Annotated in this window: 22 protein-coding genes; 9 read left to right on the forward strand and 13 right to left on the reverse strand. The window is 60.0% G+C overall.

Going from position 1 to position 24,334, the window contains the following annotated elements:
* Positions 1 to 3: 3 nt before the first annotated feature.
* From K5Y35_RS13780 to K5Y35_RS13805, 6 genes are all read right to left on the reverse strand, one after another.
* On the reverse strand, positions 4 to 1,152 hold the full coding sequence (locus K5Y35_RS13780; protein ID WP_222834408.1) for an efflux RND transporter periplasmic adaptor subunit: 1,149 nt from the start codon (positions 1,150 to 1,152) through the stop codon (positions 4 to 6).
* A gap of 236 nt (positions 1,153 to 1,388) precedes the next feature.
* A complete protein-coding gene (locus K5Y35_RS13785) occupies positions 1,389 to 2,489 on the reverse strand; it encodes a DUF1513 domain-containing protein (protein WP_222834409.1) in 1,101 nt (366 codons plus the stop codon).
* Between the two features lie 14 nt (positions 2,490 to 2,503).
* On the reverse strand, positions 2,504 to 3,568 hold the full coding sequence (locus K5Y35_RS13790; protein WP_222834410.1) for an imelysin family protein: 1,065 nt from the start codon (positions 3,566 to 3,568) through the stop codon (positions 2,504 to 2,506).
* Positions 3,569 to 3,594: 26 nt separating this feature from the next.
* Positions 3,595 to 5,022 carry a di-heme oxidoredictase family protein gene (locus K5Y35_RS13795; protein ID WP_222834411.1) on the reverse strand — a complete coding sequence of 476 codons (1,428 nt, stop codon included), beginning with the start codon at positions 5,020 to 5,022 and terminating at the stop codon, positions 3,595 to 3,597.
* Between the two features lie 295 nt (positions 5,023 to 5,317).
* Positions 5,318 to 6,655, reverse strand: coding sequence for an imelysin family protein (locus K5Y35_RS13800; RefSeq protein ID WP_222834412.1), 1,338 nt, complete (start codon positions 6,653 to 6,655; stop codon positions 5,318 to 5,320).
* A gap of 188 nt (positions 6,656 to 6,843) precedes the next feature.
* Positions 6,844 to 8,895, reverse strand: a complete 2,052-nt coding sequence (locus K5Y35_RS13805) for a putative bifunctional diguanylate cyclase/phosphodiesterase (protein WP_222834413.1) — start codon at positions 8,893 to 8,895, stop codon at positions 6,844 to 6,846.
* Between the two features lie 302 nt (positions 8,896 to 9,197).
* Here K5Y35_RS13805 and K5Y35_RS13810 point away from each other — a divergent pair, with 302 nt between their 5' ends.
* Positions 9,198 to 10,232 carry a hypothetical protein gene (locus K5Y35_RS13810; protein ID WP_222834414.1) on the forward strand — a complete coding sequence of 345 codons (1,035 nt, stop codon included), beginning with the start codon at positions 9,198 to 9,200 and terminating at the stop codon, positions 10,230 to 10,232.
* Positions 10,233 to 10,686: 454 nt separating this feature from the next.
* Positions 10,687 to 11,481, forward strand: a complete 795-nt coding sequence (locus K5Y35_RS13815; RefSeq protein ID WP_261991762.1) for a hypothetical protein — start codon at positions 10,687 to 10,689, stop codon at positions 11,479 to 11,481.
* Positions 11,482 to 11,549: 68 nt separating this feature from the next.
* Here K5Y35_RS13815 and K5Y35_RS13820 read toward each other — a convergent pair whose 3' ends face one another.
* The 3 genes from K5Y35_RS13820 to K5Y35_RS13830 form a co-directional block, all read right to left on the reverse strand.
* Positions 11,550 to 12,146 (reverse strand): superoxide dismutase, encoded by a 597-nt coding sequence (locus K5Y35_RS13820; protein ID WP_003227660.1) that lies wholly within the window; start codon positions 12,144 to 12,146, stop codon positions 11,550 to 11,552.
* A gap of 176 nt (positions 12,147 to 12,322) precedes the next feature.
* Entirely contained in the window at positions 12,323 to 12,925 is a 603-nt protein-coding gene (locus tag K5Y35_RS13825; protein ID WP_123466294.1) for a LysE/ArgO family amino acid transporter, read from the reverse strand.
* A 5-nt stretch (positions 12,926 to 12,930) separates the two neighbouring features.
* On the reverse strand, positions 12,931 to 13,332 hold the full coding sequence (locus tag K5Y35_RS13830) for an ACT domain-containing protein (protein ID WP_123466296.1): 402 nt from the start codon (positions 13,330 to 13,332) through the stop codon (positions 12,931 to 12,933).
* A 96-nt stretch (positions 13,333 to 13,428) separates the two neighbouring features.
* Between K5Y35_RS13830 and K5Y35_RS13835 the strand changes: the two genes are divergently transcribed.
* The 4 genes from K5Y35_RS13835 (at position 13,429) to K5Y35_RS13850 (ending at position 17,355) form a co-directional block, all read left to right on the forward strand.
* Positions 13,429 to 14,316, forward strand: a complete 888-nt coding sequence (locus K5Y35_RS13835; RefSeq protein WP_186746769.1) for a LysR family transcriptional regulator ArgP — start codon at positions 13,429 to 13,431, stop codon at positions 14,314 to 14,316.
* Positions 14,317 to 14,423: 107 nt separating this feature from the next.
* Positions 14,424 to 15,416 carry an NAD-dependent epimerase/dehydratase family protein gene (locus tag K5Y35_RS13840; protein ID WP_123466300.1) on the forward strand — a complete coding sequence of 331 codons (993 nt, stop codon included), beginning with the start codon at positions 14,424 to 14,426 and terminating at the stop codon, positions 15,414 to 15,416.
* 126 nt (positions 15,417 to 15,542) lie between these two features.
* Complete coding sequence (locus K5Y35_RS13845) at positions 15,543 to 16,397, forward strand: ATPase (RefSeq protein WP_128616301.1); 855 nt, start codon at positions 15,543 to 15,545, stop codon at positions 16,395 to 16,397.
* Between the two features lie 109 nt (positions 16,398 to 16,506).
* Positions 16,507 to 17,355 carry a cache domain-containing protein gene (locus tag K5Y35_RS13850; protein ID WP_128616300.1) on the forward strand — a complete coding sequence of 283 codons (849 nt, stop codon included), beginning with the start codon at positions 16,507 to 16,509 and terminating at the stop codon, positions 17,353 to 17,355.
* 122 nt (positions 17,356 to 17,477) lie between these two features.
* Here K5Y35_RS13850 and K5Y35_RS13855 read toward each other — a convergent pair whose 3' ends face one another.
* Positions 17,478 to 18,995 carry an MDR family MFS transporter gene (locus tag K5Y35_RS13855; RefSeq protein WP_222834415.1) on the reverse strand — a complete coding sequence of 506 codons (1,518 nt, stop codon included), beginning with the start codon at positions 18,993 to 18,995 and terminating at the stop codon, positions 17,478 to 17,480.
* A gap of 80 nt (positions 18,996 to 19,075) precedes the next feature.
* Positions 19,076 to 20,269 carry a 4-hydroxybenzoate 3-monooxygenase gene (gene pobA / locus K5Y35_RS13860; protein ID WP_222834416.1) on the reverse strand — a complete coding sequence of 398 codons (1,194 nt, stop codon included), beginning with the start codon at positions 20,267 to 20,269 and terminating at the stop codon, positions 19,076 to 19,078.
* A 177-nt stretch (positions 20,270 to 20,446) separates the two neighbouring features.
* Here pobA and K5Y35_RS13865 point away from each other — a divergent pair, with 177 nt between their 5' ends.
* Positions 20,447 to 21,331 carry a helix-turn-helix domain-containing protein gene (locus tag K5Y35_RS13865; RefSeq protein ID WP_186746776.1) on the forward strand — a complete coding sequence of 295 codons (885 nt, stop codon included), beginning with the start codon at positions 20,447 to 20,449 and terminating at the stop codon, positions 21,329 to 21,331.
* A 133-nt stretch (positions 21,332 to 21,464) separates the two neighbouring features.
* Here K5Y35_RS13865 and K5Y35_RS13870 read toward each other — a convergent pair whose 3' ends face one another.
* Positions 21,465 to 21,641 carry a hypothetical protein gene (locus tag K5Y35_RS13870; protein ID WP_177490692.1) on the reverse strand — a complete coding sequence of 59 codons (177 nt, stop codon included), beginning with the start codon at positions 21,639 to 21,641 and terminating at the stop codon, positions 21,465 to 21,467.
* Positions 21,642 to 21,747: 106 nt separating this feature from the next.
* Positions 21,748 to 22,680 carry a LysR family transcriptional regulator gene (locus K5Y35_RS13875; protein WP_123466312.1) on the reverse strand — a complete coding sequence of 311 codons (933 nt, stop codon included), beginning with the start codon at positions 22,678 to 22,680 and terminating at the stop codon, positions 21,748 to 21,750.
* Positions 22,681 to 22,794: 114 nt separating this feature from the next.
* Here K5Y35_RS13875 and K5Y35_RS13880 point away from each other — a divergent pair, with 114 nt between their 5' ends.
* Both K5Y35_RS13880 and K5Y35_RS13885 read left to right on the forward strand, forming a co-directional pair.
* Positions 22,795 to 23,673 carry an MBL fold metallo-hydrolase gene (locus K5Y35_RS13880; RefSeq protein WP_222834417.1) on the forward strand — a complete coding sequence of 293 codons (879 nt, stop codon included), beginning with the start codon at positions 22,795 to 22,797 and terminating at the stop codon, positions 23,671 to 23,673.
* A 45-nt stretch (positions 23,674 to 23,718) separates the two neighbouring features.
* Entirely contained in the window at positions 23,719 to 24,333 is a 615-nt protein-coding gene (locus K5Y35_RS13885) for an NAD(P)-dependent oxidoreductase (RefSeq protein ID WP_222834418.1), read from the forward strand.
* The last annotated feature ends 1 nt before the right edge of the window (position 24,334 follow it).

The following is a 24,334-nucleotide window of genomic DNA, read 5'->3' on the forward strand; positions in this document are numbered from 1 at the left end:
TGATCAGTCGGCGCGAGGCGGACTGTTCTGCTCGCCGAGGGTCTTGTCTTCGCTGATGGCAATGTGGGCGCCGTTGTCCAGTTTGATCTGGCCGGCCGTCACCACTTGTTCGCCGCTCTGCACGCCCTTGTTGATCATCACCAGGCCCTCGCGGCGTTCACCGGTTTCGATGAAGCGTCGCTCGGCAATCAGCACCGGTTGGCCCTTGTCGTCCTTTTCGACGCTGCCGTCTGCGGCTTTCTTCTGGCCGACCACGTAGACCGAGTTGCCGTAGAGGGTGTAGGTGATCGCGCTTTCCGGCACCACGATGTGCTTCTGCGGATCGGGCAGCAGCACATCGAGGCTGGCGAACATGCCCGGCAGCAGTTTGCCATCGGGGTTGGCCAGAGTGGCGCGCACCAGAATGTTACGCGTCGAGCTTTCGACGATCGGGTTGATCGCGCTGATCTTGCCCGGGAAGATCTGGCCGGGGTAAGCGGCGGCCGAGATATTCACCGGTTGGCCGATGGCCAGTTTCGGTACCGATTGCTCGGGCACATAGAAGTCGGCGTAGAGGCTGCTCAGGTCCTGCAGGGTTGCGATTTTGGTGCCGCTGGCGAGGTAGTCGCCGACGTCGACCTGACGAATGCCGATGGTGCCGCTGAACGGCGCGAGGATGCGTTTTTTCGCCAGGGAGGCATTGAGCTGGTTGACCGTGGCCTTGTTCTTTTGCAGAACCGCCGAAAGCCGGTCGTACTCGCCTTTGGAGATGGCCCGGCTGTCGACCAGTTGGCTGCCGCGGCCGAAGTCCAGTTGCGCCAGACCGAGGTCGGCCCTGGCGGTTTCCAGCAGGGCGGTTTCGACCGCGCTGTCGAGTTGCAACAGCGGTTGCCCGGCCTTGACCTTCTGCCCGGATTCGAATTTGAGTTCGGTGACGGTGCCGGCGACTTCCAGGCTCAGCTCGACGCCTTGCAGCGCTTTCAGTGTGCCGACCGTGGGCAGACGCATCTGCCACGGCCGCTCGTAAGCCGTGGCCACCGCGACGCTGATGGGCGGTTTCGGCTTGGAAAAGCCCTGGATCATTGTGTAGATCGAAAAGGCCTTGTACCCGCCCAGAACCAGGACGATCAACAAGACAACACCCAACATGATCAGCATGCGGCGACGCAGCATATTTCCAGTTCCTTGGATAAATCAGGTGAGACAGGCGGGCACATTACTCCGAGTGCTGGGGGGATTCCAACTGGCAGTTTTTACATGAAGGTCGGGTATGAACCTTGTGGCGAGGGGATTTATCCCCGTTGGGCTGCGAAGCGGCCTCCTAAATCCTTCAGTCATACCGCGATTGCAGGTTTTAGGGCGGCTTCGCCACCCAACGGGGATAAATCCCCTCGCCACAGGGGGGCGCGTCACGCCATCAGATGAAGATGGTTGTCCCAGAGCCCCGCCGGTAGCTCCAGCGGTTTGGCCAGCAGTTCATCCTGGCGGCAATCGTAGTAGCGGCAACGTCCTTGCCCTGAAGTCACGACAAACCCGTCCTTCACCGCGCCGACACCGGCGCAATCGGGCAAGGGCGCGTCGAGGCGCACTTCGCCGCTGTCCAGATCCCAGATAAAGAACCGGTTGCCACGCGGCGCCGTCAGCGCGACCAGACGCAGCTCGCTGTGTACGGCGACGCTGGCGGTGTAATGCCCCATCGACTGCAACTGGTGATCCGGCACCGGGAACGCCACGAACGGCTGCCCTGGACGCTTGATCGCCAGCAACTCGGAGCGCTCGTGGGACGCGCCCATAAATTGCTGACCGGCGACGATGGTGCCGTCGCTGGCAATGCCCAGGTGACGTACGCTGTTCATCTGCTGGGCGAGGGTTTCCTTGCTCAGCAGGGTGCCGTCGCGCTGCATCAGTACCAGGCTCGGTTCCATGGCATTGAGGTTCATGTCGACGCGGCTTTCTGCCTCGGTACGAATCCCGCCATTGGCCACCACCAGCGTCTCGCCATCGGGCATCCACGACACCTGATGCGGGCCGAGGCCGTGGGTGGAAATTTCGCCGGTGTGCACCAGCCGTTCGCCTTCGAACTTGTACACACCGAGCAAACCACGGCCAGGATCGGTGGTGTCGTTCTCGGTGGCGTACAGGTATTCGCCGTCCTTGTGCACCACGGCGTGGCCGTAGAAGTGCCGGTTCGGCTGCGAGGTCACCGTCTGCAGCAACTTACCGTCGCGCAGGTCGATCAGGTAACTCTCGGTGCCCGGGCGACGTGCGACGAACAGTGCAATCGGCTGCGTCGGATGGTTGATGATGTCGTGGCAGCGTTGGCCGACTTCGGTGGCGAACACCCGCGTGCCGTCCAGCCGATAGCCGACGGCGTAGTGCTTGCCGTCGGTGTCATCGCGCGCCGAGAGCAACAACGGGCTCTGATCCTTGCGCTTGAACAGCGTCCAGCCGCCCAGCGTCACTGCTCCCAGCAGTGCACTACCTAAAGTCAGAACCTGACGTCGCAGCATGGCACTTGCCCTCATCAGTCACCGTCGTTGGCGTTGAAGCCCAGTTGGATGCCCAGCGCCTTGGCCAGTTCGCCTTCGTGCAGGCGATGGACGACGTTGAGGCTGTCGTAGATGTCGTTCAGTTGCTGACGACCGGCGTCGTCTTCGAGCATTTCGCCGAGCGAACGCTGAGTGCTGTCGAACAGTTTCAGCGAAGCGGCGTAGGCTGCGTCGATCTTGTCGGCCAATGGCTTCTGATCGCTTGGCAGCAGGCTGCGCAGGCCTTTGTTATCGACACCTTCCCAGACGGTTTTGGCAGCGGCGAGGCTGGCTTCCAGTGCGGTCAGCGAGGACTGGCTGCGCCAGGCATCGGCCTGGAACGGTTGAGGCACGCCTTTGCTCTGGCGGCCCATCGGCGTGCCGAGCTTTTTCTTCAGCGTGTCGAGGGCGGTGACCTGCACGCGCAGCAGATCGGCGATCGCTTCGTGGGAGTCGGCGTAGCGCTGGTTCGGGAACTTGCTCATCTGCGCCAGCATGCCGTCGCTGGTGTTCCAGCTCTGCAGAATCTCCTCGGCCAATTGCTTCTGACGTTCGCCGATGGCGATCAGCAGCGGGCAGTACTTGGCTTTCTGTTCAGCATTGGCAACGTCAGGCTTTTCATCGAACAGGATGTACTCGTACGCCGACAGACCTTGAACGACTACGCTCGATTTGGCCAGGGCGGCGGCGTCGATCTGCGGCTGGGCGACGACCAGTTGCTCGACCTGACGACCGACGAGGTTTTTCTTGTCCGGCCAGAACTGCACCTGCCACGAACGGTTGCCCTCGGCCAGCGGCCCGATCAGCAACGGTTGCAGCTCGGCCCAGGCTTTCTGCGCGTGGAGAAAGTCGGCGCGGGCGGTTTCCAGGGTTTCCTTGCCCTGGCAGTAGGCGAGGGCGCTGACTGCCAGTTGCCTGTCGGCTTCGACCCAACGAGTGTAGGTCGGCAGGATCACCGATTTGGCGATGGCCGCCGAGGTGACCGCTTGCGGGTCCTGCGGCGAGCAGGCGCCGAGGGCGAGTGCGGCAAGGCTGGTGAACAACAACTTGGGACGGAACATGTCGGGCTCCCGATTCTTTTAAGTGTTTAAAGTGAGTTCAGAAACGCCAGCAGCGCGGCACGCTGTTCGGCGTTGAAAGACAAAACCTGTTGCTGCGCCTGCTGCGCTTCGCCGCCATGCCAGAGCACGGCTTCGAGCAGATTGCGCGCGCGGCCGTCATGCAAGAACTGCGTGTGGCCGCTGACCGCTTGCGTCAGGCCGATGCCCCACAACGGCGGGGTGCGCCAGTCGCGGCCGGAGGCCTGGAATTCAGTGCGGTGGTCGGCCAGACCATCGCCCATGTCATGCAGCAGCAGATCGCTGTACGGGCGAATCACTTGATTGGCCAGTTCAGGTTCGGCCGCGTTGGCGGCGGTGGTGTATTTCGGGGTGTGGCACGACTGGCATCCGGCCTGGAAAAACAGGTTCTTGCCGGCCAGCACTTCGGGATCATTGACGCCACGACGCGCCGGCACCGCGAGGTTGCGGCTGTAGAACAGCACCAGCCGCAGGATGTTGTCGCTGACTTCCGGCTCGCCGTCCGGGCCATTGCCGTTCGGTGCCTGTTTGCAGACGGTTTGCGCGTTGGTGCAGTCATCGAAGGGGCGCAGGCTGGTCGTGAGGCCCATGTCCCCGGAAAACGCGTGAACATTCTGCTGATTGAGATTCGGTTGTCCGGCTTTCCAGCCGAATCGGCCCATGACAGTTTTCTGCTGCGCGTCATCCCAGACCTGATTCGGCCGGCCATTGATGCCGTTGTTCGCTTTCGCCTGCGCGGCGGCGTTGGCGAGAATCGCCTCTTGCGGGATTGCTTCGAGCAAACCGAGGCCGATCATCGGCGGCGCGACCCGGGCGGAGAAACGCGTGTCCGGGTGCATCGGGCCGTAGCCCAGCTGAGTGAACTGCAGCACGGGTTTGCGCAGTTCCACTTCAGTGCCGTCCTTGAAGCGGACCGGCACCGGGGTGTATTCGACGCGCACCTTGCCTTCGGGGACGACGCCGGGCACCGCCATGTCCTGGAACTGGCCGCCGTAGACTGGCTCCGGCACTACGCCGACCTGCTCGATGAGTTTGGCAAATTCAGGCGCGTCGGGAATCGACAGGCGCACCAGCATGGACACCGCATTGGCTGCGTCCGGCGTCGGCGGATGGCCGCGACCGTCCTTGATGTGGCAGTTCTGGCAGGCGTTGGTGTTGAACAGCGGACCGAGGCCGTCCCGCGCAGTGGTGGTCGACGGTGCGATCACCCACGGGCTGCGGAAGAAACTGTTGCCGACACTGAAATCGACCCGGCGCGACGGCGGCAGGTTGGCCGAGGGCAGGGAAAAGGCGTTCTGATCGGTCTTGCGCACGGTCGCTGCACCGCCTGAACGCGCTTCACCAGGCTCAGCCTTGGTAAAGCGCGGAGCGTCATCACAGGCACTCAGGCCCAGGGCCAGAAGCAGTGCGGACAAGCGAAGCGACAGCGAAGGCATCGGACATCCTGCAGACGGGCGAAATTAAAGGCGCAAAGTCTAACAGGGCGAGGGGGTTTGAATAAGAGGAATTATCGTTTACTTGATTTGCGGCAGGGTTTCACTTGAGACCGAGGTGCCCCCTATTGCTGGCAAGCCAGCTCCCACAGGATTTGAGGTGTTTGCAGAATCCGTGTAAGTCACCATTCCCTGTGGGAGCTGGCTTGCCAGCGATGAGGTCATCAGCATTACAGCAAAAAGCAGGCATGAAAAAAGGCGACCCGCAGGTCGCCTTTTTTTGACGCAGACGCTGTGATCAGAACTCGTGATCAGCGTTGTCCGGGTTCAGGTCGCTGATGCCCAGTTTGCCAGCAGCGGCTTCGATCGAACCGGTCTGCTTGACCAGGGATGCGATGGCGTCACGCACGATCTGGTTGCCCGCGGTGTTGCCGGCAGCGATCAACTGGTCGTAGTGCTCACCCTTGTTGGCGTGATCGACCATGACCTGGATCTTGGCTTCGGTAGCGGCCAGATCGGCTTTCAGCGCGTTGTCGGCAGCCGGGTCGGCCTTGGCCACCAGCGACGACAGGCTGGCGCCGGTCATTTTGGTGCCGTCGGTACGGGTGTACTCGCCCAGGTACACGTTACGAATGCCTTTGGCATCGTAGAAGTGCGAGTTGTGGGTGTTGTCGCTGAAGCAGTCCTGCTCGTCTTCAGGGGAGTTGGCTTCCAGGGAAACCTTCATGCGCTCGCCCGCCAGTTCGCCCAGCGACAGGCTGCCCATGCCGAAGAGCATTTTGCGCAGACCGGTTTCAGCCGGCTCGGCTTCCAGGGTGGCGCGGTAGTTGTCGGCCACGTTCGGTTTCCAGTTGCCGACCATTTCTTCCAGGTCGCTGACCAGCAGTTGGGTCACGGTTTTCAGGTACGCACGGCGACGATCGTTGTGACCGCCGGTGGCGCCGGCGCCTTCCAGGTAGTCCGACGCCGGACGGTTGCCCGCGCCCGGGCCGGTGCCGTTCAGGTCCTGGCCCCAGAGCAGGAATTCGATGGCGTGGTAGCCGGTGGCGACGTTCGCCTCGGAACCGCCCAGCTCGTTGAGGCTGGCGAGTTTTTCCGAGGTGATGTCTTTTACATCGACCTTGTCTTCGCCGACCTGCACTTCAGTGTTGGCGATGATGTTGGCCGTGGCGCCCGGGTTACCCAGCGCGTGTTCGTAGGATTTGTCGACGTAGTCGATCAGGCCTTCGTCCAGTGGCCAGGCATTCACCTGACCTTCCCAGTCGTCGATGATGGTGTTGCCGAAGCGGAACACTTCGCTCTGCAGGTAAGGCACGCGCGCGGCAACCCAGGCAGCCTTGGCGGCTTTCAGGGTGTCGGCGTTCGGCTTGGCGAGAAACGCGTCGACGGCGGTTTGCAGGGTTTTCGCGGTGGATTCGGCATCGCTGTAAACGGCGAAGACCATGTCGGCGTAGTGCGCGACCACAGCCTTGGCGGCCGCTTCGTCGACTTTACCGGCAGCGGCAGGCGCAGCCGCTGGCGCGGTAGTGCTGGCAGCTGGCGTCGGCGCGGCGGCTTTGTCTTTGCCTTCGCCGCAACCGGCGAGGGAAATAGCGATGGCCAGCAGACTGGCGGTAGCCAGAGGCATACGAATCATGGCGAACATCCTGCTTCGGTAGTTGAATGGATAGGCGCTGGGGGCGCAAAACTGCGACATAATGCAAATCTTTCGCATTATGTGTAAAGGGCTGTGGCTGGAAATATTTCTTATTTACGAAACGCAAAAGATCGTCCGAACGCGGTCCGAGCCTTCGGCTGCATCTGCTGGGCTGCGATCTTCTGACGTTACAAAATGGCCGCGTTGCTGCGTTGCGCCTGTTTGAGGTAGGCACCCAGCTCACGGGCCGGCAGCGGTTTGCTGTAGTGGTAGCCCTGACCTTCGTGGCAGCCTTCGGAAATGATGTACGTCTCCTGCTCGGCGGTTTCCACGCCCTCGGCAATCACCTGCATGCCAAGGCTCTTGCCCAGTTGAATGATCGCGCGAACGATGGTCGCATCGTCGTCGTCATCCAGCAGATCCTGGACGAAGCTCTTGTCGATCTTGATCTTGTCCAGCGGCAGGCTTTTCAGATAACTCAGCGATGAATAACCGGTGCCGAAGTCGTCGATGGCGATCAGCGCCCCGGAGCGGCGCAGGCTGAGCAAGTGCTGGGCGGCGGTGCTGATGTCTTCCATCAGGCCGGTTTCGGTGACTTCCAGCTCCAGGCTGCGGGGCGGCAGGCGATACATCTGCAATAGATTGTTGACCACCCGCGGCAGCTCGGCGTGGTGCAGTTGCACGGTGGACAGGTTGACGGCCATGCGCAGGTCGACGAAGCCTTGATCGTGCCATTCGCGCAGTTGTTTGCAGGCCTGATCGAGCACCCATTCGCCAATGGCGATGATCGTGCCGTTCTGTTCGGCCAACGGAATGAACAGATCCGGCGGCACCAGACCGTGTTCCGGATGCTGCCAGCGAATCAACGCTTCGACCCCGACCACGCGATGATCGCGATAGCTGATCTGTGGCTGGTAGACGAGGTAGAACTGATCGCGCAGCAGTGCATCACGCAGGTCTTTTTCCAGTTCGCGCCGGCGGCGCATCTCGCTGTCGACGCTGGCGATGTAGAACTGATAGCGATTGCGCGAGCGGGTCTTGGCCAGGGTCATGGTCTGCTCGGCTTTCTGCAACAGCTTTTCCGTGCTGTCGCCGTCTTCGGGGAACAAGGTGATACCGATGGTGGCGCGCAGGCGGATTTCCTGATGGTCGAGGGCGAACGCCGCTTCCAGATCGTCGAGGATGCTTTGCGCCAGTTCCGCGGCTTCATAAGGCTGTTCGATATCGGCCTGCACCAGCGCGAACTGATCGCCGCCGAGGCGGGCGAGTGCGCCAAGCCGACCGCTGTGGGCGCGCAGGCGATCGGCAAGTGCCAGCAATAACTGGTCGCCGGTCTGGTAGCTGAACTGCTCGTTGATGCCCTTGAAATCATCCAGCCCCACGCACAACACCGCGACCCGCCGTTGCAGCTTGCCGGCGTCGACCAGAATCTTGTCCAGTTGCTGCTGTAATTGCTGGCGGTTCGGCAGGCCGGTCAGAAAGTCGTACTGGGCCATGCGTAGCAGACTGTTTTCCGCTTCGTGGCGCAGGTGGGTGTTGCGTTCGATGGATTCGAGCAACTGGTTGGCGGTGGTGATCCAGATGCCCAGCTCGTTTTTCTCGTGACCCTTGAGTTGCGGAATCTTGTGTTCGCTGGGGCGGTCCGGGTTGATTTCGGTGAGGTGCTCGATGATCCGCGACAGCGGTTTGGTCAGCAGCCAGTGATAGACCAGATACAGCACCAGGCCCATGGCCAGCGCGCGCAGCACGCCGGAAATGAAGATGATCACCGAGCTGACGATGAAACTCTCGCCATAAGTGGCGGTGTCGAGGGTGATGCTCAGGTCGCCGTAATACTCGCTGTAGGGACCGCGACCGACCAATTGCGTGGTAAAGGTGCGCTCCTGGCCGAGAATCAGGTCGGTCAGCCAGCGGCTGTTGGAATGCTGCAACTCACGGGACTTCTGCGCGAGCATGGCTTCGTTGGGATGGCCGATTGACGCCTGGCGCACCGCCTCGTCCTGGAACAGGCCTTCGATTACCTGCATGCCCATTTCCCGGTCCAGGCTGTAAACCGCCTGGGTGGAGGGATCGCGGAACATGTCGAGGATCCGCTCGGCGTCGCTGGCTACGGCCTGACGGGTTTTGTAGGCATCGAACACAATCTGCGCGCAGCTCAAGACCACGCCGACGATCAATGCTGACAGGAGCACGACCCGGAGCAACTTCACCGACAAGCTGTTCTTGAGTTCCAGCTTCAAAGGGTTATTCCTTGTTCCGTGCGGGTAGCGTCAAGTTGCCATGAGTATTGGCAATCCCGTGATGGCAGTCAAAGGGACAATCAAGCCCAGGGTTATTTGCCTGTGGCGTTGGCCGAAATGCAGCTGCCTGGAGTATTAGCCCTAATCTGTACTGTGTCGGTAGTTTCGACCCTCAACTTGAGCGGTTTGCAGCATTTTTTCCTCTTTTTGATGGTAGCCCGCTGTGGCATGGCAGCAAGCAGCGCGCCACAGAGAAGTCGGATTCCCCCTACACGTAAAACAGAAACACCCGGCATTCAAGTTTGAGTTCGCTCGCCAAAGTCCTGCGTTTTGCAGAGCGGGGCACGGACGTGACCAGACTTATCCCTCAACGTGAACTCCACGGCCAACAGGCGCTCGACACCCACCAGGCCATGGACACCTTTCGAGAGGCACTCAACCGTCCGGATGAACTGCCGGGATTCGACAACCTGCTCAATGCAATGGGCCTCAATCACTCCAACTATCTGCAAGGCGCCAACCAGCGAAAACTCGTCGAAGCCATCAATAACGGTGACTGGGTCATAGTGAAACCGCGGGTTGTTACTGATAGCGGCGGCGCTTCGTGGAACGCCTTCAGCCCCCAACCCGAACCACCACTGGCCGAGCAACTGGTGGAAGACCACGCCTACACCTTGCCGAAACCGGCTGAGTCAGGCTTTCACATTGTCCAGACATCTATGAGCCGCGAAGGGCTGGAGCGCGCGCTGTACGAAACGACGCCTGGCGAAGCACTGCGCCGCGAGTTCCGTTCGCTTAACCGTCATTTGGGTGAACAGGTCAAAGCGGGGCAAATGGTCCTCTTCAGCGACTCGCGCAACTACATGTGCCGACGCGAAGAGGCGCAAATGATGGCGGCAGCGGAGAAAGTGGATGAAGCGCTGAAAGACCTGACGGATGAAGAGGCTTCTTTCATGGTTGAGCATCATGAGGTGATTGAACCGTTTTTGGGTGTTTCTTCCGGAGCGTTGGGTGTTGCATCGTTTATGGTGGGGCAGCACATGGAAACGCTTAGCAACACGCTTAAAGAACTGGAGCGCTTACACATTGAGCAATACCGCCAGTATGGCAATCTCCACTCTCTGGAGTTTTTTGCACAACGCAAAAGGCTGATGAAGAAACTTGATGCCGGTTTAGGGCTCTTGGTTCGAAAGACAACCGGCATTCCGGATCACCCGAAGCTTAAACGGGCACTAGGCTTGTCCACGCAAAGGATCGTGCACAACTGGAACAAAGCAGGCGCACCGAATCAATTGCCGGGATATGCGACTCACATTGAAGGCGTGGCGCGAGCATAGAAATACATGAAGGCCGGTGGTTATGTGGCAATTGGTCTGGGAGCCAGTTCTGCGGCGATGAAAATCCAGGAAGCGTGCCGAACCGGACGCGAGGCGGAATGTCGGAGGGCGAGATTCATAGAGGGCTCGAAGCTGTCTGGAAACGTTCTAGGCGGAGCACTAGCGGGCAAGTTGGCGACAACCATTGCTCCGATGACATGTGCCGCAATAGGCGTAGGAACCGCCGGAGCAGGAGGAGTCGCTTGCATGTTGATTGTAAGTGGCATGCTCGCAGCGCAAATAGGGGATGGGGGTAGCCAGACAGGGGAACTTATCGGCGAAAAACTGTACGAGATGAACAAATAATGACCTTCTATCGAATTTTAAGCTTGCCCACCAGTTCATCTCTTACATTGAGCTACGTTCTTCTCGCTAATGGATTCTGGATGTTGGGAATCAACGTTAAGGATCCATCGTGATCGCCCCACATTTTGATCTCATCTATCTCTATTCATGGGCCGTCGTACTTCTGCTTTTCTTCCTTAGCGGTGCATTCGTGTTGTTCGCTGCCTATTTTCGGCTGGATCAGATGGAAGAGCATTTCATTGCCTCTTATGTCGTGGGCATTAATCGCAGAATATTGGGTAACGGCCCATTTGGACGAATGAGAAGAGTCAGAGAAATAGGGTCATTGACGGGTCGTTTGACCCATGTGCAAATGCTGGATCTGCATGCAGTCATGGAAGCTGAAACTATCCCGGAGCATCAGAAAAAGTGGCTGAGAATTCCAGGCTACCTCTTCCAGTTCGGTGTGACCGGTGCCGCTTTACTCTTACTTTGGCTGGGTATTGGTTGGATATGCGTGACCGTTTCAAGACCAGCGAACGATCTGCAATTACTCGGTATCGCCGGGTTGATTGCCTGTCTTTTTTTGGGCCTGATGGCTGCATTTGCAAAAGTATGGGTCAGCTTTTTCAGACTGGCGGAGATTGAGTCTCTCCTGAAAAAATCGTACTTCGTCGCTCGCAATCAGCGAGTGTTGGGCAATGGCGCCTATGGTCGCTACTGTCGTTTGTCTCACATTTCACACATGCTTTTAATGGACGATGATTTTCTGTCAAAAAGTGATCCCTATGCCATGGATGAGATTGCTGGTTTCCCCTCTCATCTACGACGCCTGGTTGTTATTCCTGCACGAATACTTGCCTATTCTTTCCTTGGCTATTTGGTCATCCACCTCGGCGGGAAAGCCTTCGGAGTGTTTACCTGAAGCCGCTACCGCAAATCACAGGCATAAAAAAACCCGGCAATAGCCGGGTTTTTTGACTGGCGCGCAGCTTAAGCGGTGAAGGTTTTACCTTCGAACTGCTCAGCAACGAACTTCCAGTTGACCAGGTTCCAGAACGCTTCAACGTACTTCGGACGCAGGTTGCGGTAGTCGATGTAGTAAGCGTGTTCCCAGACGTCGCAGGTCAGCAGCGGGGTGTCGCCGCTGGTCAGCGGGTTGCCGGCGCCGATGGTGCTGGCCAGGGCCAGGGAACCGTCAGCCTTTTTCACCAGCCAGCCCCAGCCGGAACCGAAGGTGCCGATCGAGGTTTTGCTGAACTCTTCCTTGAACTTGTCGAACGAACCGAAGGCTGCGTTGATGGCTTCAGCCAGTGCGCCGGTTGGTTGACCGCCGGCGTTTGGCGCCAGGCAGTTCCAGTAGAAAGTGTGGTTCCAGACCTGAGCGGCGTTGTTGAAGATACCGCCCGAGGAAGTCTTGACGATCTCTTCCAGGGTCTTGCCTTCGAACTCGGTGCCTGGCACCAGGTTGTTCAGGTTCACGACATAGGTGTTGTGGTGCTTGTCGTGGTGAAATTCCAGGGTTTCCTTGGAAATGTGCGGCTGCAGGGCATCGTGTGCGTAAGGCAGCGGCGGCAATTCGAAAGCCATGATGATTCTCCTAATCAGGTCTGTTGCGGTGAGCGCAAGGCCGATCACGGGCGGCCAGAAATGCACCGACGAGTTTTTACTCTTTGCGGCGCAGGGTTCGGATCATAGCACCGGGGTCAAGGCTTAACCACGCAACAACTGTGTGGGATAGAGGTTCCAGAGCTGTTTGGAATAAATCAGCTGGCGATAATCAGTTGGCCAGCCACCGTAAACATCATCAATGCCACCACCAGATCAAGAATCCGCCAGGTACTCGGCCTTGCCAGCCACGGCGCCAGCCATGCGGCACCGAGGGCGAGGGTGAAAAACCACAGCAGCGACGCACTCGCCGCGCCGACGACATAAGCCCCCGGCACCGACTGCTGCGCACCGAGCGAGCCGATCAGCAACACCGTGTCGAGATACACGTGCGGGTTGAGCAGCGTCACTGCCAGCGCGCTGAGCATCACCGCGCGCAACGAGCGCACGGTGGGGTTTTCGCCCTGATCCAGACTCTGTGTCGAGAACGCCCGGCGCAGCGCCTGGCTGCCATACCAGATCAGAAAGACTGCGCCGCCCCAGCGCGCCACCGCGAGCAATGTCGGGTTCTGCGCCAACACGGTGGCCAGACCAAACACCCCGGCCGCCACCAGCAGCGCATCGCACGCCACACACAACGCCGCCACCGGCAGGTGATGTTCACGCCGCAGGCTCTGGGCCAAGACAAAAGCATTCTGGGTGCCGATCGCCATGATCAACCCCAAGGCCACCAGCAGGCCGTTTACATAGCTTTGCCACATAACGATTACTCCGCGTTGGCTGCGAGATCGCGCAGCACTTGCATGGCGCGTTCGGCATCGGCCTGACCGACAAACAAATGATCGTGGTAGTAACCGGCGATTACGTTGCAACTGATCCCGGCCTTGCCCAGTGCGCTGGCGAACGCCGCGGTGAGGCCGACCGCTTCCAGTGCCGAATGCACATTGAGGGTGATCCACGCCGCCACATAATCGAAACCGAACCCGGCCCGTTCAGCCTGGGAGCGCTCGAGAATCAAGGTCAGGCCTTCCTGCTCGCGGAAGCTGCCGACAATCTCCAGACCCTCGGGAAACTGGCCATCGACCAAGGTGCAGAACACATATTCGCCAGCATTGAGCTGCGGGCTCATGCTGCGCAGCAACGTCGTGAGTGAGGTTTCGCCAGCCATTGCAGTGTTCCTTGATAAAGAGTGCTTGCTGGCTATTCTCCGGTCGAAAGTTGTATAAGAAAAACCAATAGTGCTGATCGCTCATTAGGAAAACTGATGTTCGACTACAAATTGCTGTCCGCGCTGGCCGCCGTGGTCGAACAGGCCGGATTCGAGCGCGCCGCGCAGGTGCTGGGCCTTTCGCAATCGGCGATTTCCCAGCGGATCAAGTTGCTGGAAGCGCGGGTCGGCCAACCGGTGCTGGTGCGCGGCACGCCGCCGTCGCCGACCGAAATTGGCCGACGTCTGCTCAACCATGTGCAGCAGGTACGACTGCTCGAGCGCGATTTGCAGACGCTGGTGCCAGCGCTCGACGAAGAAGGCCTGCCCGAGCGTTTGCGCATCGCCATTAATGCCGACAGCCTCGCCACCTGGTGGGCCGAAGCCGTGGGTGATTTTTGTGCCGAGCAGCATTTATTGCTGGATCTGGTGGTGGAGGATCAAACCGTCGGCCTCAAGCGCATGCGTGCCGGCGAGGTCGCGGCCTGTGTCTGTGCCAGCGAACGCCCGGTTGCCGGCGCCCGTAGCGTATTGCTCGGGGCGATGCGTTACCGGGCGCTGGCCAGCCCGGCGTTCATCGCGCGGCATTTTCCTGATGGCGTGCGCGCCGAGCAGTTGCCGCGCACCCCGGCGCTGGTGTTCGGTCCGGACGATTTCCTGCAGCATCGCTACCTGGCCTCGCTCGGCGTCGATGGCGGATTCGAGCACCATTTGTGCCCGTCTTCCGAGGGTTTTGTGCGCCTGACCGAAGCCGGTTTCGGTTGGGGACTGGTGCCGGAACTGCAAGTGCGCGACCAGTTGCAACGCGGTGTGTTGCGCGAACTGTTGCCAGATAAACCGATCGACGTGCCGTTGTACTGGCATCATTGGCGCAATGGTGGTCAGTTGCTGGGTTTGCTGACCGAACAATTGGTACGTTCTTCACCACAATGGCTGGTGGCTTAAAAGCAGTTGCGAGCGTCAAGCTGCAAGCGGCAAGTCAAGCGCTGAGCATTGTTTTTACCCTGCAGCTCGAAGCTTGAAGCTCGCAGCTGGTTTCATTGGAGCTTTACATGAAAATTCTGGTCACCGGCGCAAGCGGCTTCATTGGCGGACGCTTTGCGCGTTTCGCCCTGGAGCAGGGCCTGGACGTGCGGGTCAACGGTCGCCGGGCCGAGAGCGTCGAGCATCTGGTACGCCGCGGTGCCGAATTCATCCCCGGCGACCTGACCGATCCCGAATTGGTGCGTGAACTGTGTGCCGACGTCGAAGCGGTGGTGCACTGCGCCGGTGCCGTCGGCCTGTGGGGGCGTTATCAGGACTTTCATCAGGGCAACGTGCAGGTCACGGAAAACGTCGTCGAAGCCTGTCTGAAGCAGCGCGTGCGGCGGCTGGTGCACCTGTCGTCGCCGTCGATCTATTTCGATGGGCGCGACCACTTCAACCTCACCGAAGAACAGGTGCCCAAACGTTTCAAGCATCCCTACGCGGCGACCAAGTATCTCGCCGAGCAAAAGGTCTTTGGCGCGCAGGAGTTCGGTCTGGAAACCCTTGCGCTGCGTCCGCGTTTCGTTACCGGGGCCGGCGACATGAGCATCTTCCCGCGCTTGCTGAACATGCAGCGCAAGGGCCGGCTGGCGATTATCGGCAATGGCCTGAACAAGGTCGATTTCACTAGTGTGCAGAACCTCAACGAAGCGATGCTCAGCAGTTTGCTGGCGGCCGGCTCGGCGCTGGGCAAGGCCTACAACATCAGCAACGGCGCGCCGGTGCCGTTGTGGGATGTGGTCAATTATGTGATGCGCAAGATGGAAGTCCCACAGGTCACCAAGTACCGGTCCTACGGCCTGGCGTACAGTGTCGCGGCGCTCAACGAAGGCGCCTGCCGGCTCTGGCCGGGGCGACCGGAACCGACGCTGTCGCGCCTGGGCATGCAAGTAATGAAAAAAAATTTCACCCTCGACATCAGTCGCGCCCGGCATTATCTCGACTACGATCCGAAAGTCAGCCTGTGGTCGGCGCTCGACGAGTTCTGCGGCTGGTGGAAAGCGCAGGACATTCGCTGAAACGCGTTGCAACGATTCGGCCGGCCGGCAATGAACCGCACCGCAGGTTGGGGGTCAATCCCTGCGGCTGCGGCGGTTATACTTCGCAGCATTTAGCCATCACCGCGTTTCACAAAGGTTGCCTCAATGTCCATGCGTAATGATGCCCACGACGATTTCGACGATGTCCCGAGCCTGCGCGCCGACACGTTCGACGACGATGACATTCCGACCACTGCCCGTACGTCCGTGCACTCGCGCACGCCACCAGCGGTCAAGGTCCGGGCGGCCAGCACCGGACCATTGTGGGCGCTGGTCGGCGCGCTGTTTTTTGCCTTCATGGGCCTGGCGTGGTGGAGCTTTCAGCAGATCTCGCTGATGGAACAGCAACTGGTCGCGACCCAGGAAAGCTTCGCGCGCATCAGTGAGGAAGCCGCGGGGCGCTTGCAGGATATTTCCGGCAAGGTGGTCGCCAGCCAGACCAACGTCAACACCGACAGCGAAGCCCTGAAGCTGCAGATCAAGGCGCTTGAAGGCAAGTTGCTCGATCAGGGCAAACAGCAGCAGGGTGTGGCCGGTCAGGCCAGCGATCTGGACAAGCGCCTGGCGCAGATGACCGCGCAGACCACCGAACAACAGAACGCCAACACCCAGTTGCAGGCCCAGGTCAAAGCCCTGAGTGCAGAACTGGCGACCCTGAAAAGTGCGCCGGCCGACACCAGCAAGGTCGATGCCCTGCTCAAGAGTTATGACACCCAGCTGAAAAGCCTCGGCGCGGATATCACTGCGCTGAAAAAGCAGGGCAACTCGAACGCTGCGATTGAGCGCCTGGAGCAGGAAATCGTTGTCCTCAAAAGCGAGCAGGACAACCGTCCGGCAGCGCCACAGGGTGGTGGCAATACCGCCGAGTTCGATGCGTTCCGTGGCCAGATGACCCGCAACCTCAATACCTTGCAGGCACAGATCCAGAACCTGCAGCAACAGATCAATGCCCGGCCCTAGGGGCTAAGCTGAGGGGCTCTCGCCTGTAATCTCTGGATTCAAGTTCAACTTCCATATGACCCCAAGCCGTCTACGCTCTTGAAACACCAACAAGAACGAGGGATGCGTTATGGGGTTTTTGCATAAAGTGGCGTGGCTCGGGCTGATGCTGCTTGTGGGGGCAGGGCAGGCCAATGCCGTCTCCACGCAAAAGGACGACAGCAAGGCCGCCATCGCCCTGCTGGAAAAGGCACTGGCCTACTACCACGACAACGGCGACAAGGCCTTCGCCGCGTTCAGCCGTCAGGGCGAGTTCGTCGATAAGGATCGTTATGTGTTCGTGGTCGATACCAAGGGCGTGATGCTCGCCAGCGGCGGGCCATCCTCTGCCTTGATCGGTCGTGATGTCAGCGAAGTGCTCGGGCCGGACCTGCAAAAGACCTTCAAGGACGCGTTGCTGGTGCCTGAAGGCAACGGCATCCAGCAAGCCGAATACCGCTGGCAGAACTGGGCGGACGGCAAAGTCGAGCGCAAGCATGTGTATTACCAGCGCATCGGCCAGCGAATTCTGGCAGTGGGTTATTACTTGCCGCGAGCCTCTGCGGAGCAAGCCAAGGCACTGCTTGATAAAGCAGCCACCGATCTGGGCAAAGACGAAAAGGGCACGCTGACGGCGATCAACTCGCTCAAGGGCGGCTATCTGCAGGATGACCTGTATGTGTTTGTGGTCGACCTCGACACCCAGCGCTATGTCGCCCACGGCACCAACCTGCGGCTGATCAACACCGATTTCAGCAAGATCAAGGACCCGGACGGCAAACCGGTGGGCGAACCGATTCTGGCGCTGATCGGCAAGCAGGACAGTGGCGAATACGAATACCGCTGGAAAAACCCGGTGACCGGCAAGGTCGAGGACAAGCATGCCTACCTGAAGAAGGTCGGGCATTTCCTGGTGGCGGTGGGTTACTACAGCCCTTGAGTGAACGGCCTTTTGCAGGAGTGAGCCTGCTCGCGATCAGGGTGTTTTATTCAACAGTGATGTCGACTGACACGCGCTGATCGCGAGCAGGTTCACTCCTACAGGGGATAGTGGTGTTTGTTCTATCTGGCGCCGTGCTCACGCCCGCGCAGCAGGTTATTGGGCATCGCAATCGCTGCCGCCAGCCCCAGCAGCGACACCGCCGTGCTCACCCACAACAAATGCCGGAACGTCACCGAAAGCTCCGCACGCAAGGCGTTCTGTGCATCCCCTGGCGCCGCGTTCAAGCCATCGAGCAACACGTTGCCCGAATGCCCCTCGCTCATCAGCGAACTGCTTGCCAGATGGGCAAAACTCGAATCCTGCAAGAAGGCCAGCAACAGTGCCGACATCAACGCCACCCCCACCGCGCCGCCCAGCGAGCGAAACAGGTTGGTGGTGCTGGTGGCGACACCGATGTCACGTTGCTCCACCGAGTTTTGGGTGCCGACCAGCGACGTAGGGAATTGCATACCCCCGGCAATGCCGCTGAGCAGCATGAACAGACCACTGAGCAATGTCGCTTCTGGCGGACTGAATGCCATGCCGAGAATCGAGATCGGCATCAGGATCGCACCGGTGAGGATCTGCGGTTTGTAGCGCCCGGTGATCGACGTGCGCCGGCCGGCGAAGTAGGCACCGATCGGCAGGCCCATTGCCAACGGCAACAGATGCAACGCCGCACTGTCAGCGCCGGCGCCGGTGACACTCTGAAAGCGCAACGGCATCAGCACGATCAACGAAATCGCCTGGAAACTGGTAAAGAAAATCGTGCACCAGCACAGCAGGGCATTGCGGTTGGCGAACAGGTGCATCGGTAGCAGCGGTTCCCGCGCCCGGCGTTCATGCCAGACGAACACTGCCAGCACCACGACGGCGCAGGCGAACAAGCCAAGCACTTCACTGCTGCGCCACGAATGACCCTGACCGACCTGGGTGATGCCCAGCAACAGCGCGGTCAGACCGATGATCATCAGCAGCGTGCCGAGGTAATCAATGATCGGTTTGCGCTGCGGAACCGGCAATCCGCGCAGGTTGCGCCGCGCCACCCACCAGGCACCGAGGCCCAGCGGCAGGTTGATCAGAAACACCCAGCGCCACGACAGGTATTCGGTCATGTAACCGCCCAGCACCGGACCGGCGACGCTGGCCACCGCGTACATGCTGCTGAAATAACCCTGATAACGCCCGCGCTCACGCGGTGGCACGATGTCGCCGATGATCGCCTGACTCACCGAAATCATGCCGCCGGCGCCCATGCCCTGAAGAATCCGCGCCAGCACCAGTTGTTCCATGCTTTGCGCCATGCCGCAGAACAGCGAGGCGAGGGTGAACAGGCCCATGCCGAACAGCATCAGTTTGCGCCGCCCGTACAGATCGCCGAGCTTGCCGTAGATCGGCACGGCCACGGTCATCGCTACCATGTAGCCAGAAATTACCCAGGCCAGCAGGCTGACGTCCTTGAACTGGGCGGAGATGGCCGGCATCGACACGGCGACGATGGTCTGGTCCAGCGCGCCAAGAAAGATCGCCATCATCAGCGCGACCAGCACGCTGCGAATGGCCGGTTTGGGTGTTTCAGGCTGGTGAAGATTGGTCACGGGCGGAACCTGCGGGCAGTGAGAATCCCGCAGGTCGCAAGGCGAGCGGGGGATGCTCGCCAGTGTAAGTCGATAGCAGGCTATTCGATAGCCTCATATGGAAGTCCGACGTAATTTTCTGCAATGGTTTTTCTGCCGGCTTCGGAGCTGACGAAATAGTCGAGTTCCGAGGCGCTGATCCGCTGGCTGAAGTCATCATGTTCGTCGAACCGGTGCAGCATCGAGGTCATCCACCAGGAAAACCGTTCGGCTTTCCATACCCGGCGCAGGCAGATTTCCGAGTATTTCTCCAGCAAGTCGGTGCGGCCGTCGCGATAAACCTTCAGCAGAATATTGAACAGGGTGCTGACATCGCTGGCGGCCAGGTTCAAGCCCTTGGCGCCGGTAGGCGGAACGATATGGGCGGCATCGCCGACGAGGAACATCCGCCCGTACTGCATCGGTTCGACGACAAAGCTGCGCAGTGGCGCAATACTTTTTTCAATCGACGGACCGGTGACAAGTTTCTCGGCAAGCTCGGCGGGCAGGCGGGATTTGAGTTCGTCCCAGAAACGCTGATCGCTCCAGTCATCGACCTGTTCTTCGGCAGGCACTTGCAGGTAATAACGGGTGCGAGTCGCCGAGCGCATGCTGCACAGGGCGAAACCGCGCTCATGGCGGGCGTAGACCAATTCGTCATGCACTGGAGGGGTGTCGGCGAGAATGCCCAGCCAGCCAAACGGATAGACCCGTTCGAAGACCTTCAGGCAATCGGCCGGAATCGACTGTCGAGCGACCCCGTGGAAGCCGTCGCATCCGGCGATGTAATCGCAATCGACGCGCCAGGTTTCACCGTCCTTTTCGAAAGTGACGAAGGCTTCGTCGCTTTTCATGCCGTGGGGAACGACATGGCTGGCCTCGTAAAGGGTCGGCGCGCCGGCCTCCCGACGAGCGGCCATCAGGTCGCGGGTGACTTCGGTCTGACCGTAGATCATCACGGTCTGGCCACCGGTCAACCCGTGCAGGTCGATGTGCACCTGACGCCCGTCCAGGGCCAGATCGAAGCCGCCGTGCACCAGCCCTTCGGCGTCCATCCGCTGACTTACACCGGCCTGACGCAACAGCTCTACCATGCCTTGTTCAAGCACGCCGGCGCGGATGCGACCGAGGACATAGTCGGGTGTCTGACGTTCGAGAATGAGGGTGTCGATGCCGGCGTTGTGCAGCAACTGACCGAGGAGCAAACCGGACGGACCGGCACCAATGATGGCAACTTGGGTTTTCAGCGTTTTCATTGTTTTTATGACTCGCAAGCTTCACGCGGCCAAAGCCGGTGAATGATTTTTATGGATCGAGTGCTTGCATTTTTCCCTTGCGGGTCTGTCAATTGAAGGTGAAAACTGAGCCGATATCTGTACATTCTGCCAATCGGTGCGATTATCGCCCAAAAACCTGAGGCCTGGATTGAAGTGATGAACACGCCTGACCTGCCTTCGATTCCGGTGTTCAAGCTCTACGGTGAAAGCCTGGACTGGCCGACCCCTGACTTGCTGCACTGTGAAACCATTTCTTCCCGCAGTCGCGAACACCAATGGGAAATCAAACCCCACCGCCACGCCGATCTGTGCCAGTTACTCTTCGTCTTCAAAGGTCAGGCAGAGCTTGAAATCGAAGGCCAGCGCACGCAACTCGAAACCCCGGCGATTCAAGTCCTGCCGCCGCTGTCGGTGCATGGCTTCCGTTTTTCCGAGGACGTGGAAGGCTTCATCGTTACCCTCGCCACGCCGCTGATCAACCATCTGCAGGCGCAGCTGGGCGATTCGGTGCACGCCCTGGCCCAGACGCAAAGCTATCCGGCGGGCAAGGACGGCGAGTACCTGAACAGTCTGTTTTCAGCGTTGCAGGCCGAGTACAACGGCCATCAGCCGGCGCGGGAAATGCTCATGCATTCGCTGGTCAGCGTGATTATGGTCTGGGTCAGCCGTCAGGCTATCGTGCGACACAACGCCAGTCAGCGGCCGCAACGCCAGCGCGAATACCTCAATGGCTTTATTCAATTGGTGGAAGAGACCTACCGCCAGCATGTGAAGGTCGAGGATCTGGCCCATCGTCTGGGCATTTCCGTCTCGCATCTCAACGGCACGTGCCGGGAACTGGCCGGGCAACCGGCGCTGCAGATCATGCACGAACGCCAGTTGCTGGAAGCCAAGCGCTTGCTCACCTACACCAGCATGACCATTTACGAGATGTCGGAGTTGCTGGGATTTTCCGATCCGACCAACTTCACGCGCCTGTTCCGGCGCCGGGTGGGAATCTCGCCAAAGGCGTTTCGCGACCGTCTGAAGGCCGAGCAATAAACGCCTGAACGCCACGAACCCGGTGGGAGCTGGCTGGCCAGCGATAGGGGTGGTCCAGCCGTCTCAATGCTGAATGTCAATCCGCAATCGCTGGCAGGCCAGCTCCCACCGGATTGACTCCAGTTCAGGTCAATCAGCGCAACGCATTGAGCGTCGCGTTATGCGGAATGCAGCGTTCGAAATTACAGCTCGCGTAATCACGGGGCAGCTGCCGCATTTGCTCGACCCGCCAGGCCGCAGTGCCGTACAGCGCCAGCGTGGCGGCGCAGGTGATGAAAATCGCGAAATACCTTCTTGTTTTGATGTTCATGGCAATGACCTCTGAACGCATACCCTGCGGTATTACTTTCAGCATAGGTCAGGTAGACGCAGCTGCAAGCGTCGAGCGGCACGCGCCAAGATGAATGGCGGCGCAGCTAGCGTGTAGCTTGTGGCTTGACGCTGGAAACCGCTTCATCCCAAGCCGGGTTTTCGGGGAATCGCTGCACCAGAAAATCCAGCATGCTGCGCAGCGCCGCCGGCATGTGCTTGCGCGAGGCGTACACCGCGTAAATGTTCATCTGCCGTGGTTCGGCATGGGGCAACAGGCGCACCAGCTCACCGCTGTGAATATGCACCCCGGCCTGATAGGTCGGCAGCATCGCCACCCCCGCACCGGCCAGTGTTGCGCGCAGTAACGTGCTGGCTTCGTTGGCGCTGATATTGCCCTGTACCGGCACCGAAACCGGTTCACCGTCTTCCTCGAAATGCCACAGGCTCTTGCCGAAATACGAGTGCGTCAGGCAATTGTGCCGGCTCAGCGCTTCGACGCGCTGCGGCGCCGGTTGTTCTTGCAGATAGGCCGGCGCGGCGCAGACTACCGAGCGACACACGGTCAGGCGTCGGGCAATCAGGTTCGGATCGAGATCATTGCTGGTGCGGATTGCCAGATCAATGCGCTCGTCCACCAGGTTCACCGTGCGGTCGAGCATTTGCAGGTCGATGCTCACCCCCGGATAGCGTTTGACGTAGGCGGCCACGGCATCGGCCAGTTGTGCCTGGCCGAACGAGGTGCTGACACTGATGCGCAGCAGCCCGCGCGGTGCGTCATGGGGTTCGCTGACGGCGGCCTGCATGTCGCTCGACAGTTCGAGCATCTGCCGGCAGCGCGGGAGGATTTCGCTGCCCGCCGTGGTCAGGCTCAACTTGCGCGTGGTGCGGTGCATCAGGCGCGCGCCGACCCAGTCTTCCAGCTCCGCCAGATAACGCGACACCACCGGCCGCGACAGGTCCAGATGATCGGCCGCCGCCGACTGACTGCCCAGATCCACTACCGTGACAAACACCCGCATTGCTTGAAGACGATCCATGATTTGCCCGCTTTCAGAAACAAACTATGTTCAAGCATCGCATTTTTTGTACCGAGTCAGGCAACTAAGCTCTGTCCCATCGCCAAACACGGCATTCGGACCACGGAGCAACAGATGATCGGCTTCACTACCCTCAAGCGCGTTTTGCTGGCCACCGCCACCCTCGGTTTCGCGGCGCATGCCGCTGCCGCCAACCTGACACTGGATGTCTACAACCCAGGCACCAAGGCGATTTTTCCGGTGACCTCGGTGCTGGTCAGCGGCGAGAAAGACGCGATTCTGGTCGATGCGCAATTCGGCAAGGCCCAGGCCGAACAGGTCGTGGAAAAGATCCGCGCCAGCGGCAAGCACCTGACCACCATTTACATCAGCCACGGTGACCCGGATTACTATTTCGGCCTCGACACCCTGACCCAGGCCTTCCCTGATGCAGAGGTTCTGGCTTCGCAGCCGACCGTCGATCACATCAACAAAACCGTCGCCGGCAAGCTCGCCTTCTGGGGCCCGAAAATGGGCACCGACGTGCCGGCCAAAACCATCGTGCCGGGTGTGCTCAAGGGCGACAGCCTGATGCTTGAAGGGCAGAAACTGCAGGTGGTCGGCCTTGACGGCAAACAACCGGATCGCAGCTTCGTATGGATTCCGTCGCTCAAGGCCGTGGTCGGTGGCGTCGTGGTGGCCGAGAACATCCATGTGTGGATGGCCGACACCCAGACCGCGCAATCCCACGCCGACTGGCTGCAAACCCTGCACTCGATCGAAACCCTGAAGCCGAAAACCGTGGTGCCGGGTCATTACCTGGGCGAGAGCAGCCGTTCGTTGGCCAGCGTGAAATTCACCGCCGACTACATTAAGGCGTTCGACGCCGAAACCGCCAAGGCCAAGGATTCCGCCGCACTGATCAAGGCCATGCAGAAGCGCTACCCGGCACTCGGTGAAGAAAGCTCGCTGGAGCTGAGCGCCAAAGTCGCCAAGGGCGAAATGCAGTGGTAACCCGATTCTGAAAACGCAGCACTCTCAAGCCAACTGGAGAATGTCATGAGCAAGATCGCAATCATTGGTGCCACCGGCCGTGCCGGTAGCCAACTGCTGGAAGAAGCCCTGCGTCGCGGCCATAGCGTTACGGCTATCGCCCGCGACACCTCGAAGATCGGCAGCCGTGCCGGCGTGGTCAGCAAGAATGTCGACGTGCTGGATTCGGCAGCGCTGCAAGCCGCCGTGGCCGGTCACGACGTGGTGATCAGCGCCGCGCATTTCGCCACCGTGCCCGCCAGTGCCGTGGTCGGCCCGGTGAAGCAGGCAGGCGTTAAGCGTCTGTTGGTGGTCGGCGGTGCCGGTTCGCTGTTGCTGCCGGACGACACCCGGGTGATCGACAGCGCCGGTTTCCCTGCCGAGTACAAAGCCGAGGCCAGCGCTGGCGCGGCGTTTCTCGATGCGTTGCGTTCGGAGAACGAGCTGGACTGGACCTTTCTGTCGCCGTCGGCCGAGTTTGTCGAAGGCGAGCGCACCGGCAGCTTCCGTGTCGGCAAGGATCACTTGCTGTTCAGTGCCGAAGGTCGCAGCTGGATCACCTTCGCGGATTACGCGATTGCGCTGATCGACGAAGTGGAAACGCCGAAGCATTCGCGTCAGCGGTTTACGGTCGGCTACTGAT

The sequence above is a fragment of the Pseudomonas sp. SC3(2021) genome (assembly GCF_019856535.1).
Taxonomy (GTDB): domain Bacteria; phylum Pseudomonadota; class Gammaproteobacteria; order Pseudomonadales; family Pseudomonadaceae; genus Aquipseudomonas; species Aquipseudomonas monsensis.